The sequence below is a fragment of the Shewanella electrodiphila genome, from assembly GCF_023283985.1.
GTDB lineage: Bacteria > Pseudomonadota > Gammaproteobacteria > Enterobacterales > Shewanellaceae > Shewanella > Shewanella electrodiphila.
The window spans coordinates 162,589-177,653 of sequence record NZ_JAKIKU010000003.1 but is presented as its reverse complement, the minus strand read 5'-3'; the positions used below and the strand labels follow the sequence as shown (position 1 = coordinate 177,653).

Sequence of the window (15,065 nt, the reverse complement as noted above, 5' to 3'; positions counted from 1 at the left end):
AGCACTGAGAGCGAACTGAATAATTTATAAAGGCTATAACGAACAGGATTAATAAAAGGGAGTAAAAAATTGAATATAGTTAAGCAATTGGGGCTGCTTATGTTGTGCTTGTTAAACACAACAATTGTCATGGCGAGTGAGCATAGCCGATCCGTAGATTTTAACTTTAATTGGAGGTTTACCCTTGTTGAAAATACCGGGTTACCTAAGACAGTACCTTTGGAAGATACTGACTGGCGTGATGTAAGGCTACCCCATGATTGGAGTGTGGAAGCGTCGTTTGATGAGTCTCTAGAGGGGGCTACAGGTTATTTACCCGGTGGTGTTGGGATTTATCAAAAGCATTTTAAAACACCTGCTGATCCAAAGCGTTCCAATAGCTATATTTTATTTGACGGCGTTTATAACAACGCGACATTTTGGCTTAATGGTCAGCGTTTAGGACAAAACCCTTATGGGTATTCACCCGTTCATTTCAACTTAACTGATCATCTGAAAACAGATGGTAGCAACAACGTCATTACTGTGCATGTTGATCATTCGCGTTATGGTGACAGTCGTTGGTATACCGGCAGTGGTATTTATCGCAATGTGAAACTCATTACCGTTGATAAATTACACATTCCCATTTGGGGAACATTCATCACCACCCCCGAGGTGAGTGCACAGCAAGCGACAATTAATATTGAAGTGAATGTTGAAAACGATAACGAAGATAAAAAATCGTTTATGCTTCGTACTCACATTGTTGATAATGTAGGTAATGTCGTTGCGACTACTGTTGATAAGAGTCGTATTTCATCTCATAAAAGCAAGTTAATAGAACAAGAACTCACAGTGAGTAATCCCAAACTCTGGGATATCGACACGCCGAATATGTATCAGGCCATTACTACCATTTTGCTAGGCGAAAAGGTCATTGATACCTATACCACCCCTTTTGGTATTCGTGAGTTGAAATTTGAACTCAATAAAGGCTTTTATTTAAACGGAAAAGCGACCTTGGTAAAAGGTGTGTCCATACACCATGATGCTGGTTTAGTGGGAGCCGCCGTTCCAAAAGATGTTTGGCGACGACGTTTTCAAGCATTAAAAGAGGCTGGGGTAAATGCAGTTCGCACAGCGCACAATCCATTTTCACAGGAATTTTTAGACTTATGTGATGAAATGGGCTTGTTAGTTCAGAATGAGTTTTTTGATGAGTTTGATTATGCTAAAGACAAACGTTTAAACATGAACGAACGTCATGATGATTACATCACTCGTGGCTACGTTGAGCATTTTCAAGATTCGGCAAAAAGTGATTTAACACGCACCATGTTGCGAGATAGAAATCATCCAAGTGTTTTTCAATGGAGTATAGGAAATGAAATTGAATGGGCCTATGTCAATTATCGTCACGTAACCGGCTTTTGGAAAGGCACAGAAGATCCAACTAAAATCGAACCTCGATTTTGGAAAGGGACACCGAAATATACTCCAGAGGAGTTGAAACAACGTTATGAAGATTCTGATGAAGGACAATATCGATTAGCTGAAACAGCGAAAAAATTGAATACATGGGTTAAAGAGTTAGACACTACACGTCCGACGACAGCAAACTTTATCATGCCACAAATTAGCCATATTAGTGGTTATGCTGATGCAGTTGATATTGTCGGCTACAGCTACCGAAATAACATCATTCCTTGGGGACAAACCCATTTCCCAGACAAGCTAATTACTATCAATGAAAACCCTGGTACATGGGATGACTGGAAAAATGTACTAGAACAACCTGGTGTATTTAGTCAATTTATGTGGACCGGCATCGATTACATGGGTGAACGCCACCAAAAGTGGCCACATAAAAGCGGTTGGGGTGACATTTTAGACTTAGCTGGTTTTAAGTTACAAGGCTGGAATTATTTCAAAAGCATCTGGGTAAATGAGCCATTTATCTCTTTAGGTACACTGCCGCTGAAAGATTCTGGTTTTGATGTTGATAAACTATCAGGTTTGGCGACGCCAAGTGGTAACCGAAGCTATCGCTGGCGCGATTCTAATATGCATTGGAATTATCAAATAGACGCACCTATTTTAGTCGAAGTCGCCTCTAATCATTCGATTGTTGAGTTATTTTTAAATGGCGAATCATTGGGTTCTCGCAGTATGTCTGAAGCACCTGATAGGATTTTCCGTTGGGTTGTGCCATATCAGTCAGGTACCTTAACGGCTAAAACCGGATTTGAAGGTCAAGAAATTGAAGCCACAATGGAAACGACTGGTGAAGTTGTAGGTTTCAGCTTAACACCAGATCGCGTTGAATTAACTGCTAACGGTTACGATGTTAGTCATCTTGTAGTGCAATTACATGATAAACAAGGTAGAGCTGTTTTAACCGAAAATGCTCAAGTAACCTTTGAGTTGCAAGGTGATGCTAGATGGTTAGGTGTTGATAATGGTGCACCTGATAATGTTCAAGATTTTCAAAGCCAATCGATTGTAACCGCGAAAGGACGTACTATAGCGATGGTTCAAGCTAATATGAAGGCTAGTCAGGTCATGGTTACTGCTCGTATAAAAGGGCTAAAAGATCAATCAGTGATGATTAACACTACTGATTAATCGTTGCGGTTCTGCCTTAAAGGTTTTCTTAATATTTTGTTTAACGAATATTGACTCGGGGTTATAAGTTCAATGACTTATAGCCCCTTATATTAACGATATATTGTAATGCGGCTTATTTAAAATCAATACAAAAGCAGTTATTAATGACATCAGTATATTTGTTAATAATATGAGTGAGATTTAAAAACTGCAGCATTATGTATTGATGAGTGAGTGAATAAATTTAGATTATTAAATACAAAAAAATTGATATTAATTCAATTTTATTAAGCGTTATTAAGTGTTATTTAGCTTCCTCTTTTATGCCTGTTTAAGAAGGGGGGAGTTGGTGTGGTACATATTTATCTAATACATAAAGTATCTTTTATATCAGTTTTTTATCAATGGAAATATCATGAATAAAACCATCTCAATTGTTACGCTAATGATGTGCGTGTCTTGTGCTAGTTCAAATGCGACAGCAAGTGTTATTACTGATACAAATATAAGTAAACTTAACGCGCTCATTCTTGATGGCCAAAATAATCATACTGTTTGGCCGAAATCTACTGTCATGATGAAACAGTATTTAGAAGATAGTGACCTGTTTACTGTGGATGTTTATCGAACTAAACCGACATGGAAAGGAGAATCAGAGTCGCAATACTACGACCTTCATAGTGATAATAGTCAATTTCATGTCAGCACCCCCGAAAAAGATTTGAGTTTTAATCCTAATTTTAGTGATTACGATGTCGTTATTTCAAATTTAGGCTTCAAAGCCGCTTCCTGGAGCAAAGGTACCCAAGATGCATTTGAAACGTATATGGAAAACGGGGGAGGATTTGTCTCGGTTCATGCGGCCGATAACACCTTTCCGCAGTGGTTAGCCTTTAATAAAATGATTGGTCTAGGGGGCTGGGGCGGACGAGATGAATCAAATGGGCCTTATCTTTATTATGATGAAAAGGGGAAATTAATCCGTGAAACTCAAAAAGGCAGTGGTGGCACCCATGGTAAACAACATGAATTACAGATTACCACCCGAGCAGAGCACCCCATTGTGGAGGGGTTACCCGCTATATGGATGCACACCAAAGACGAGTGTTATGGACGATTGCGAGGGCCTGCAGAAAACATAACCATATTAGCAACCGCTCACTGCACTAAAGACCAAAAAGGCACAGGAAAGCATGAACCTATGCTAATGACGGTTCATTATGGGCAAGGGCGTATTTTCCACACCACACTGGGTCATGGGAGTGCCGCCTTTGAAAGTGTTGGTTTTATAACCACTTTCTTGCGTGGTGTAGAGTGGTCAGCTACAGGTAAAGTATCTCAAACTATCCCCGATGATTTTCCATCGAAAAACAAATCTCAAAAGCGTGTATTCACCCTCAATCAAGACTGAATTCAAAGATGATAAACATCCCTCATTAGTGTAATCAATTTATCTAGGCATGGGGAGTCACCATTGTGTTTGGTTATTATGTAATGAGTGGTCTTCTAACAGGTTCTAATCAAAATATTTAATCAATAAAAGTATGGTATAAAAATAGGTAAATAAATGAAAAAAATGAAGTTTAATGCCTTATTCGTCGCTATAGGATTTGCGACTACAAGTTATGTATGGGCTGAGAGTAACGTAAGCTCAAAGATTGAAACCATCAGTGTTTATGGACAATTTAATCCCATCGACAAAAACAGTATGCCTAGTTCAGTGTCTCTTATGAATAAAGCGGATATTGCTTCTGTTGTGGGTAACACTGCGTTAGATGTCTTAGCCCAAGTTCCAGGTATCACCATTAATAAATCAGGTAATATCCAAGAGATATTCTTGCGTGGCGCCGAGTCAAACTTTGTCATTATTCAGATAGATGGCGTTCAAGTGAACAATCCTTTAGATTCCCGTGGTGGTAGCTTTGATTTATCAACCCTAGGTAAAGACACAATTGCACGTGTAGAAGTGATCAAAGGTGCGCAGTCATCGATTTATGGTTCTGATGCCCTTGCTGGTGTCATCAATTTTATTACTTTTGATGAGCAACAAGAGGGTGGCAAGGTGTCTGTTGGTTACCTCAATGATGGGCAAAAATCGGCGACATTTAAAACGGGTTTTGGCGGCTGGAATCTCGCGTTAAACGGTATTGATACCGATGAGCAAGCCGCGGGTGACAGTCAAAGACTGGCAGAGGCTGCCTTACAAGGGAAATTAACATTAACTGATAGCAGTGCTACCCAGCTCAACATACGATTTTCCGACTATCAAAATAGTGCATTTCCAGATCAAAGTGGGGGGGCTGAATTTGCAGAAGATACCACCAAAGAGCGTAAAGAAGGCCAAACCTTGAGTGCGAGTCTTCGCCATCAAATTAACATCAATGAAGACTATCAAATGTCTTTGCAATTAGAACATCTCGCCACAGACGATAGTTTGACGTCGCCGGGTATTGCCCCCTATTTTATGGCGCCTCCAGCGTTTACTGAAAATGATTATACGGTGAGTAAATTCCGTTGGTTAAATGCGGTGTCGGTTGATAATGTGTCAGCAACTGTCGGGATGGATTATAAAGATGAAAACGGTGAAACGTCTGGTTATCTCGAAATGTTTGGGCAACAAGTACCAACCAATTATCGACTATCAAGAACTAATGTAGCCGGCTTTATCGACGCGAAAGTTGATATCGCTGAAGCGAGTCTTTTTCTGGGTGTCCGTTTAGATAAACCTGAAGACAGCGATAATGAAACGACCTGGAAGCTAGGGGTTAATTATCCTATGACTAACAACCTTAGGTTGTTTGCTAACACTGGTGAGTCGTTTAAATTGCCTAGCCTTTATGCTCTGGGTAATAACATGATAGGCAATACTGAACTGCTACCTGAAACGGCCACCAATGTTGACCTAGGTGTAGAGTGGGCAAGTGAGCAAGTCGATATTAGCTTAGCAGTATTTGATTACCACTATAAAAACCTGATTGATTTTGATAGCGAAACGTTTTCCTTAGTCAATCGCGCTTCAGTGAAAACCCAAGGTGCGGAGCTGATTTTATCAACGGATTTAACGTCAAGCAGTACCTTAGGTGCGAATGCAACCTATGCCGATGTGCAAGCGGGAGAAGGTGAATTATTATCGGGCAGACCACAGTGGCAGGGCGGCGCTAGTTTACACTTACAATGGACTGATGATTTCTCAGCTTATATTTCAGCCAACTATATCGGCGAATCATCGGCCACCAGTTTACATGGCGGTGACTTCAGTACGGCAATATTATCTTCTTATTATAAAGTTGACCTCAGTGCTAACTGGCAAGTCAATGAAGGGTTTGATATTGATTTTTTCGTGACCAACGCTTTAGACAAAAAATACTATTATGCGATTGGTTTTGCAGGTCCTGAACAGGGTTTAGGCGTTAAGGTAAACTGGCTGGCGTGGTAATGGTAAGATGAATATAATCCCCTAGCTGAACGGCTTCTTGAGCAAGTACAGCTAGGGGAGGTGACAGAGTGTTATTAATGCTAAATCACTTCAATGACATACTCGGCAATGAAATATCAGAGTAACTCATTTAAGGTGTAATATACCTTAGTGACTGAAGGAGAGTCTTTCATACGATTAAGTAAATCATCAAACTCAACCACCACGACTTTGCCTTTGGTTAACGCTAAACTGATATCAACAGACTTATTATCTGGTGATAGTATGACGTTAGTTACTGGTAAGGTTTGAATGTTGTGCTTATCTGAACCGTATTTATTGGTGTATACATAATTATATTCATGCACTTTGAAATGTTCAGCAACCACCGTATTCGGATCAAGTGGTTCGGTAAATGTTAATCGATAACCGGTATTGGTTAACTTCATATCAAGTAATTCAAATGGCATATCACCGTTCCAGACGACTTTCTCTAAACCAAAAGGTTTACCGCCTTTTGAGTGCCATCCTCTGGCTGTTTGACCTACCCATAATTGACCTAGAGGGTCAAACTTGAGCCGAATATTGCCACTTTGAAAGCCATCAATAAAGTTAATCACAGCGCCTTGATATTTCCCATTCACTTTATCAAGCATCACTCTAAAAATATTAGATTGAGTTTGATCGCCAATAAATATTTGGTCTTCAAACGGTCCAAACTTACCTTTTGTGACATCCCATTCGGGGTTGCCGGGAGAATTAGCCACTTCATTGTGGGGGATCCACACCACGGGTTTTTCTCTGAGTTTATCGAACATATTGAAATTGTTGCGATTATCACGGACTTTATCTAAACCAAAGTCAGGGTGGTCTCTTAGTGGAACGGGGTGGCCGTAAAATTTATCTTGTTCTAGTAAGTGTAATTTTGATGTCTCAACCCAATCGCCTTGGTTGTCGGTAAAAAATACCTCGTCATCCGGACTAATCCCGATCCCTGCTGGAGAGCGTAAACCAGAAGCGAAGGGTATAAATTTGCCTTCAGGGGTCACTTTATACGCCCAACCGCGATATCCTCCACCGCTGTCCATGGCTCCTAAGGCGAGCGCATCAGGTACGCCGTGGCCTAAGTTTAGGGTGCCATAATAATTACCTTTAGCATCTTTGACTGGACCAAAGTTAAATTCATGGTAATTGTCATGAAATTCCCAACCATCAGCTAAACGTATATATTCATCCGCAACGCCGTTATTATCGTTATCAACCAAACGGGTCAATTCAGGCTTATGTGCCACAATAATGCTGCCATCATCATCACACAACAGCCCTGTAGGTTCATGAAAGCCATCAGCGAATTTTGACCAAACATTGCCACTGTATTGCCAAACATCGCCAAATCGTGTCGCGACAAAGACATCTCCTTTAGCATTAATATCTAATCCCGTTGCATGAAATCGAACGTTATCCGGCGTGGCAATGGTTTCAATCGCATACCCTTTGGGTATATACGTTGTTTTAGCCATTGCAGTAACACTGACTAAACTTGTCAATAATAGTGCGCAGGAGATGATAGATTTTTTATGTGTCATTAGTTGTTCTCCGATGCGGATAAAAGCACTTGATAGGATTGTCCTACTTTTGCATTCACTGAAAATAGATTGTCGGTTATTTCACCTTGCTTAGTGCTAATCTTAAATTTGTCTGATGTGGGTAAACTTATTTGTAAATTACCATTTTGGCCCGATAACAATGTGTAATTAAGCAATAGCGAAGAACGATCTTGAGCAATGGCTTCAACACGATATTGCTGATGGCCTAAGCGGTAAGTAAAGGAGGTATTTCCTGAACGATGATATTGAATAAACTCACAGGGTGTTGTATCTGTTACAAGGGGTTTTATTTGTGCAGGCATATGAAATAACCAGTCCCCACCAATCAAACTGCCGTCTCGACCTCTACCTTCGATATTAGGACCGACATTTAAAAAATTGCCACTCCATACACCAACAAAAGAGCAGGTCTTAGGGTTAAAAGCGTAATTGATGTTTAATGGCGTGCCTACAGCTATTGAGGATGTGGGTAATTTGACGATTTTTTTACGTACCACTTCATCTTTATTGTCTGGGGTAATGTTAAATGTTGCTTGATTGAGATACTGCTTTCCAGACACAGTGATGCCAAAGATTTTTTCTGTTAATTCCCCATTCATAACAAACATTTTGAATCGTTTATCACTGCGCTGTTTAGTGCCAATGGTTGTGTATCTAATCTTTATCTTTTGTTTACCTTGTTTTATAGGCCACGCCCAACGTAGCCAATCTGTCATCGACGGTTCTACGCGTTTGCCGTCTATTTCAATCTCGAAAAACTCTTTATGAGTCATTGAAAATATTTGTCCAGCCTTATCCTTAGGGCCATACAAATCGGCTTCAAATTCAATAATATAATCTTTAACTTCAGGTAACGAAAAGTCCATTAGGTTAGTTGCTAAGCTGCCTGATTTTTTAATAGGTAAGTTATCTATGATCTCAAACGATTGAGGTGCATTACTGTCGATATGGTAGGTTTTATAGGTCAAATTATCTAAACCCTCTCGCTGGGAAAGGATGTATTCAACAATACTAGCCAATTGCTGGTCACTATAAATGGCAGCAAAAGCGGGCATGCCTGCTTGTGAAAACCCAGCCTTAATATTAGCTAATATCTGCTCTGGCTTACTGCCGTGTACCCACATTTCGTCTTTGAGGTTAAATCCAGCACCACCTGTTAATTTTTTACCATGGCATGATGCACAGGTAGTTTCAAATAAGGTTTTACCTTCTTGTGTATTTGCCGCTGCTGTGAAGCTCTGAAGCGGTGTCATGAGCAGGCATAAGGCTAAACTCATATTTTTAAATTTTTCGAACCTTAAAAGTGTCAATGCTAACTCCATTAGTCATCTATAGGATGAATATTCTTATTTTTTATTAATATTATGAACATATTACTGAATATCAATAAAACATATCTAAAGAACGCATTTTAGTAAAATTATGCTAGTTCTTTAAAATGACTTCTCTAGTGTGTATCAAAAGTTTGCATCAACCAGAAACTAAAGTGATGTTTCTGGTTGCGCTAGGAATCATGTCTAAGAAATGTTATTTCTGGTTTATCTTGTCTTCAATCGGTGTTAATGAAGTGGCAAGCTTACTGCGCCTTATGTAAAAAAATAAGCAGGTAAACGCAACGATTAACATGATGGGGAAGATAGATAAGTTACTCAGCACGGTTTGCCCTGCAACTAGTTCAGTCATGTCAGCCCCCAGGTTTTGAGCTTGTGCATCTTGGCGGGCATTATCAATCCAGCGACCAATTACTGGGTTCCACATACTTACGGCAAACATACCGATACCGCCGATCATAGATAACCCTAGCGCGCCAGTTTTTGGCTGATACTCAGCGACACAACCGAGCATGGTTGGCCAAAAGTACATTACACCTAAGGCAAACAAAATAGCCGAAACGTAAACCATAGAACCTTCAGCTTGACTCATTAAATAAATACCAACGAATGAACAAACCGCTGAAGCCAACAAAATACCTGTTGGATTTATTCGGTGAACTAACGCGCCAGCAAAAAATCGACCTACTGCCATAATACCGGTCATCATTGCTAATATCAGCATTGGTGATGCGCCGCTTGCTCCTAAAATACGTTCTATCCACTGTTGAGTACCAAGCTCAACTGTTGCGGTTAACGTCATACATAACACTAAAAAGAGATACAGAGGTGACAGTAAACTTTTTAAGTTATCTAGGGTGGAGTGTGAACTGCGATCGAATTGTGGGAACTGACTTTTTAAAATCATGAAACCATAAATAACGGTTGGCACTAAAATGGCGCCTACTTGCAGTTGCCATCCCATGTCGGCTTGAGTCATTGCACTTGAAATGAGTGCACCAATGAAAATACCGCCCGGGAACCACACATGAAAACGGTTAAGCATGGTGGTTTTATTGTCTGGATAGCTTTCGGCGATTAAGGGGTTGCAGCCTGCTTCAACGGAACCATTAGCAAAGCCAATTAAGAAGGTTGATATCAGTAATCCTAAAAAACCTTCAGCGGTAATGGTCAATATTAAACCGAGCAAATGGCAAATAAACGCCAATGCTATCAGCTTTTTAGCGCCCATTGAGTTATACAATACGCCACCTATCATAGTGGCGATGGGAAAACCCAGAAAGGCCATGGCGTTAACCCAGCCTAATTGCTCATCAGACAGGCCATAGCTACTGCCTAATTGGCCTAAAATGCCGGCGCGAATTGCAAAGGTCATTGAGGTGACCGTTAATGCAATACAGCAAAGCACAAATAGACGATTGGCCTTGGGGACAGTTGAATTCATCATAGATCTCACTAAACCCCAAGAATTTGCTTGTTGAGCTCAACGTCAGGCTCGCCGCCAGCAAAATCATCAAACGCTTTTTCAGTCGGTCTAATCAAATGCGCCTTGATGAATTTAGCCCCTTCTGCTGCGCCAGCCTCAGGGTGTTTGATACAACATTCCCATTCCATCACTGCCCAGCCTTCAAAGCCATACTGGGTTAATTTAGTGAAGATAGACTTAAAATCAATTTGACCATCGCCAAGGGATCTAAAACGGCCTGGTCTGTCAATCCAACCCTGGTAACCGCCATAAACACCGCTACGACCAGAAGGAACAAACTCAGCATCTTTTACATGAAAGGCTTTGATGCGTTCATGGTAGATGTCGATAAAGGCAAGATAATCCAGTTGCTGTAAAACAAAGTGGCTTGGGTCGTAAAGGATGTTAGCTCTTGGGTGATGGTCAGTTGCCTCAAGGAATAGATCGAAACTGGCTCCGTCATGTAAATCTTCACCTGGATGAAGTTCATAACAGATATCGACACCGACCTCGTCAAACTTATTTAGAATAGGTAACCAGCGTTTGGCTAATTCTTCAAAACCTTGCTCAACCAGCCCTTGTGGGCGTTGGGGCCATGGGTAAACCGTTTGCCAAAGTAATGCGCCCGAGAAACTAGCATGAGCTTTTAGCCCAAGTTTGGCACTGGCATCTGCGGCAAACATCATTTGTTCAACAGCCCATTCGGTTCTTGCAGATGGGTTTTTGCGGACGTTTTCAGGTGCAAAGCCATCAAACATATCATCGTATGCAGGATGAACTGCCACTAATTGCCCTTGTAAATGGGTTGAAAGCTCAGTGATGACTAAGCCAAATTCAGCAGCCTTCGCTGCCACTTGATCACAATATTGCTGACTCTGTGCCGCTTTGGCTAAGTCAAAAATTCTGCCATCCCATGTTGGGATTTGAATACCTTTGAAGCCCAATTTTGCTGACCATTCACAAATGCTTTCAAAGCTATTAAATGGCGCTTCATCCCCAGCAAACTGAGCCAAAAATATGGCAGGCCCTTGTATTTGTTTCACAATGATTATTCCTTATTATTGCTTTTAGTTAATAGCAAGTTTATGCCATTTTAGGTCTGATTGACTTGCTTGAACGACATTTTCAATAAATGCCATTCCGCGAATGGCTTCATCGATACCGGGAACATCAAAATGGGCATTAGATGATGAGTTACAATTTCTAATTTGAGAGGCAAACGCTTGATAAATATTGGCAAAGGCTTCGAGGTAACCTTCAGGGTGGCCTGCTGGAGTTCGCATGGTTGCAGAGACGGTATTGGAAAAGTTACCCACGCCCGAGCGAATAAGTTGGCTAGGTTGATCGTTAAATTTAAGCCATAAGCTATTCGGTTCTTGCTGGACCCATGAGACACTGGCTTTGTCACCATAGATTCGAATATTAAGGTTGTTTTCTTCACCAATTGATATTTGGCTTGCCAGCAATACACCGTGAGTGCCTTGAGCAAATTTTAGCAATACAGTGCCATCATCATCGAGAGTACGTCCTTCGATCACAGAACTGAGTTCAGCACAAATAGAATCAATTTTCTGTCCGGTTATATACTCAGCGAGATTGGCAGCATGGACGCCGATGTCACCCATACAGCAACTGACACCACTTTTGGCTGGATCGAGTCGCCAGCTTGCTTGTTTACTAGCTTCGCTATTCTTGTCAGCTAACCAGCCTTGGCTGTATTCAACGACCACTTTAACGACTTTACCTATCTTGCCTTCAGCGATCATTTCCCTGGCCTGTTTGACCATAGGGTAGCCGTTATAAGTATGAGTTAGCCCATATAGCTGACCTGTTTTTTCGACTATTTCTTTGAGTGCTAACGCTTCATTTAGGTTAAGTGTTGCTGGCTTATCGGACAGAACATGAAATCCATGTTCAAGGGCGGCTTTCGCCACAGGAAAATGCATGTGATTTGGCGTAACAATAGCAACAAAGTCCATGCGCTCTGAAGCGGGAAGTGCCGCTTCTTGAGTGAGCATTTGTTGATAATCTTCATAACAACGCTCTGGCGGTAAGTAAAGTGCGTGACCAGATCCTATGCTGCGCTGTACATTGGAGCTAAATGCCCCACACACTAATTCGATTTGCCCATCAATTTGTGCTGCGATTCTATGAACGGCCCCAATGAAAGCGTCTTTACCACCGCCCACCATGCCCATTTTTATTTTTCTATGATTACCTTGAGTCACGCCATTCGCCTTTTAACTGTGAGTTAACATTGTTAAGTAATTTATTAACATCTAAAAAGCTAACACTAAGGCTTAACTTTACGATAGTATTTAATCGGTGACTTATGCAACATAATCGGCGTTTAGATATTTTAAAACGTGTTGATTTTATTGTGACATGAATAATAAAGAGGATTTAAATGAGTAAGATAGGGTTACTTGAGGCGATTGGTGTGTCGCAAGCTATTAGTATTTTTGAATTGCTTCCAGATATTCGTTTTTGGATTAAAAACACCCAAAGCCAAATTATCTATGCCAATAAGGTTTACCTTGAGAGTACCCCATTTTTTCACTTAGAGCAGATTCAAGGAAAGACTGACTATGATTTTTTTCCTCATTACTTAGCAAATCAATATATCGTTGATGATATGAAAGTGATGAAGGGAGAGGTGGTCATTGACCGGTTGGAAATGAATGTATTAAAAAATGGTGATTTAGCCTGGTTTTCCACCACTAAACGGCCCTTGTTTGATGAAAATAAAATGATTATTGGGTCGATGGGCTTTACACGCAATTTAGCTCATCAATCTCAATTAGATTATGAAGTGCAGCACATCAAAGTACCTGTGGAATATATGCAACAGCATTTCAAATCAGCCATATCCATTCAATCATTAGCGGAACTGTCACATATCTCGGTAAGTGCTTTGGAACGTCGTTTTAAAAAGTACTTAGGTAAAACACCTAAACAGTTTTTAAATGAGTTACGCCTTGAAAGGGCAAGACGATACTTGATTGAAACAGACCTGCCTATTGCAGATATTGCACATGAATGTGGCTTCGCTGAACCGAGTTATTTTACAAAGCAATTTAAGGCTTTATTTGGAGAGTTACCTTCAACAACTCGCACCATGATGCTGTCCAAACTATAAGTGTGTTTAGAATTAATAAAACGAGCACTGATAAAATAACGACAAAGGTTTTGATGACTTATAAAAACTCATAAAGATAACGTTTTACGTGCTCAATCGTTACTTTACCAAAGAGCAGTATGTTTTCTTTAAACCATAACGTGATGATTTATTTTGCTGATTTAATCATGGTTTTCTAGGGTGCTTAATACGTTTGTTTAGCGTATTTGAACAGATAAGAAATCTCTTATTAAGATGAACACCTCTCAAACAATGGCATTAGAAATAAACCTTAGCTGGCAAATGGTGTTAACCTTGAACTTGTTCTTAACCCTTCTGCGTAATAACAGCGTAGCCATCATTGATGCCTACGACTATTCAAAATGATATTGAAAACTTAAAAGCACCAAGGCTGCCAAATCTACACGATATCAGTTACCTCGTTGGATACCTTAAGGTGCAGAATATACCTGTACTATTAATTACCTGAATATTCATAGTTCAACGGAATATGGACATTAAAAGAATGCTCTCTGTCGACATCTGCAGCGCAAAATAATATAGCCGGCTTACCGTCTTTTAACCACACTTGAGGACGTTCTAAATGGTTAACTTTTTGGCGACCAGATTGCCAATTAATGACTAATGGAGATACCAATGGATGTTCAGCTTGTTGCCAATCAAAGCCATCTTCTGAGCGAAATAGTGCCAAAGACTTGCCGCTTTGAGTAAAAAAGCCATTCATATCTTTGACGATAGCCCAATATTGATCATCTTGTCTCCAAATAAACGGATCTTCAGCTGGGAATCGTTCACCTGGCGCTGTGAATACGGGGTCAGGATGCTTAATAAACGGGCCAGTGGGAGAGTCTGACGTTGCAACTAAATGAACCACTGGGCCACCTTTTGGCAAAGGCTTTTTCTTCGCAACAGCTTTGTAGACCATTAGAAATGACCCGTCTTTTTTTTGTAAAATAGATGGGTTACTAACCATAAGCGCATCCCAGGCATCAGCATTTTGACTAACATCAATTAACGGTGTATCAAATCGATTCCATGGTCCATTTGGGGAATCTGCCACAGCAACACCTATCCTTTGATTATTTCGGTGCGAGAAGTTAAATTTTTTGGTGATTTTTCCGTCGCCGGTATTACCCATGTAATAAAGATAATATTTACCATTAAATTTATGAACGGTGGGATTGTGAGTATCTAAACCATCCCAGTACTGATGACCTCGAGCGGGGAGAGCGACGTCTACATGTTGATAAGGCCCTAACGGGTTATCTGCAGTGGCGTGCGCTATTTCAGAATGTGTTAGCCAAGCATTATGTCCGAAAGATTTAGGCCAACGACTATAAAATAAATGGTACTTTCCATCAGGACCTTCAACCATGCTACCACCCCAAATGAAATAATTAGGATCAGTAAATTTTGCCGTGGCTGGCACTGGTTGTAATAGTTTTTGAAAATCTAGCTTTTTTGGCTTTTGAGTTTGACAGCCAGCTAGCATTATAAAAAAAATAGTCATGCAAATTAA

General features: G+C 40.5%; 11 protein-coding genes. 5 read left to right on the top strand and 6 right to left on the bottom strand.

Annotated features, from left to right (window positions below):
• Positions 1–69: 69 nt before the first annotated feature.
• The 3 genes from L2737_RS06860 (at position 70) to L2737_RS06850 (ending at position 6,025) form a co-directional block, all read left to right on the top strand.
• The gene (locus L2737_RS06860; protein ID WP_248955245.1) at positions 70–2,607 is read left to right on the top strand and encodes a glycoside hydrolase family 2 TIM barrel-domain containing protein; all 2,538 of its coding nucleotides are present in this window, start codon (positions 70–72) and stop codon (positions 2,605–2,607) included.
• Positions 2,608–3,004: 397 nt separating this feature from the next.
• Positions 3,005–4,000: a ThuA domain-containing protein gene (locus tag L2737_RS06855; RefSeq protein WP_248955244.1), complete on the top strand. Its 996-nt coding sequence runs from the start codon at positions 3,005–3,007 to the stop codon at positions 3,998–4,000.
• A gap of 156 nt (positions 4,001–4,156) precedes the next feature.
• Positions 4,157–6,025: a TonB-dependent receptor gene (locus L2737_RS06850; protein WP_248955243.1), complete on the top strand. Its 1,869-nt coding sequence runs from the start codon at positions 4,157–4,159 to the stop codon at positions 6,023–6,025.
• A 116-nt stretch (positions 6,026–6,141) separates the two neighbouring features.
• Here L2737_RS06850 and L2737_RS06845 read toward each other — a convergent pair whose 3' ends face one another.
• The 5 genes from L2737_RS06845 to L2737_RS06825 all read right to left on the bottom strand — a co-directional run bounded on the left by L2737_RS06845 (position 6,142) and on the right by L2737_RS06825 (position 12,605).
• Entirely contained in the window at positions 6,142–7,590 is a 1,449-nt protein-coding gene (locus tag L2737_RS06845; RefSeq protein ID WP_248955242.1) for a DUF7133 domain-containing protein, read from the bottom strand.
• On the bottom strand, positions 7,590–8,864 hold the full coding sequence (locus tag L2737_RS06840) for a c-type cytochrome (protein WP_248955241.1): 1,275 nt from the start codon (positions 8,862–8,864) through the stop codon (positions 7,590–7,592). Before L2737_RS06840 ends, L2737_RS06845 begins: the two co-directional genes overlap by 1 nt.
• A gap of 274 nt (positions 8,865–9,138) precedes the next feature.
• The gene (locus L2737_RS06835) at positions 9,139–10,386 is read right to left on the bottom strand and encodes an MFS transporter (protein WP_248955398.1); all 1,248 of its coding nucleotides are present in this window, start codon (positions 10,384–10,386) and stop codon (positions 9,139–9,141) included.
• An 11-nt stretch (positions 10,387–10,397) separates the two neighbouring features.
• The gene (locus L2737_RS06830; protein WP_248955240.1) at positions 10,398–11,450 is read right to left on the bottom strand and encodes a sugar phosphate isomerase/epimerase family protein; all 1,053 of its coding nucleotides are present in this window, start codon (positions 11,448–11,450) and stop codon (positions 10,398–10,400) included.
• A 24-nt stretch (positions 11,451–11,474) separates the two neighbouring features.
• Positions 11,475–12,605 carry a Gfo/Idh/MocA family protein gene (locus L2737_RS06825; RefSeq protein ID WP_248955397.1) on the bottom strand — a complete coding sequence of 377 codons (1,131 nt, stop codon included), beginning with the start codon at positions 12,603–12,605 and terminating at the stop codon, positions 11,475–11,477.
• 209 nt (positions 12,606–12,814) lie between these two features.
• Between L2737_RS06825 and L2737_RS06820 the strand changes: the two genes are divergently transcribed.
• The gene (locus L2737_RS06820; RefSeq protein WP_248955239.1) at positions 12,815–13,546 is read left to right on the top strand and encodes an AraC family transcriptional regulator; all 732 of its coding nucleotides are present in this window, start codon (positions 12,815–12,817) and stop codon (positions 13,544–13,546) included.
• A gap of 234 nt (positions 13,547–13,780) precedes the next feature.
• Positions 13,781–13,912 carry a hypothetical protein gene (locus tag L2737_RS22315; protein ID WP_283108284.1) on the top strand — a complete coding sequence of 44 codons (132 nt, stop codon included), beginning with the start codon at positions 13,781–13,783 and terminating at the stop codon, positions 13,910–13,912.
• Between the two features lie 91 nt (positions 13,913–14,003).
• On the opposite strand, the gene L2737_RS06815 is transcribed toward L2737_RS22315, so the two are convergent.
• On the bottom strand, positions 14,004–15,056 hold the full coding sequence (locus L2737_RS06815) for a glycoside hydrolase family protein (protein WP_248955238.1): 1,053 nt from the start codon (positions 15,054–15,056) through the stop codon (positions 14,004–14,006).
• Positions 15,057–15,065: the final 9 nt, after the last annotated feature.

Coding starts and splice junctions, on each gene's coding strand:
- L2737_RS06840 (WP_248955241.1), bottom strand. CDS start 8,864: ATGACACCGCTTCAGAGCTTCACAGCAGCGGCAAATACACAAGAAGGT.
- L2737_RS06825 (WP_248955397.1), bottom strand. CDS start 12,605: ATGGGCATGGTGGGCGGTGGTAAAGACGCTTTCATTGGGGCCGTTCAT.
- L2737_RS06855 (WP_248955244.1), top strand. CDS start 3,005: ATGAATAAAACCATCTCAATTGTTACGCTAATGATGTGCGTGTCTTGT.
- L2737_RS22315 (WP_283108284.1), top strand. CDS start 13,781: ATGAACACCTCTCAAACAATGGCATTAGAAATAAACCTTAGCTGGCAA.
- L2737_RS06835 (WP_248955398.1), bottom strand. CDS start 10,386: ATGAATTCAACTGTCCCCAAGGCCAATCGTCTATTTGTGCTTTGCTGT.
- L2737_RS06845 (WP_248955242.1), bottom strand. CDS start 7,590: ATGACACATAAAAAATCTATCATCTCCTGCGCACTATTATTGACAAGT.
- L2737_RS06820 (WP_248955239.1), top strand. CDS start 12,815: ATGAGTAAGATAGGGTTACTTGAGGCGATTGGTGTGTCGCAAGCTATT.
- L2737_RS06815 (WP_248955238.1), bottom strand. CDS start 15,056: ATGACTATTTTTTTTATAATGCTAGCTGGCTGTCAAACTCAAAAGCCA.
- L2737_RS06850 (WP_248955243.1), top strand. CDS start 4,157: ATGAAAAAAATGAAGTTTAATGCCTTATTCGTCGCTATAGGATTTGCG.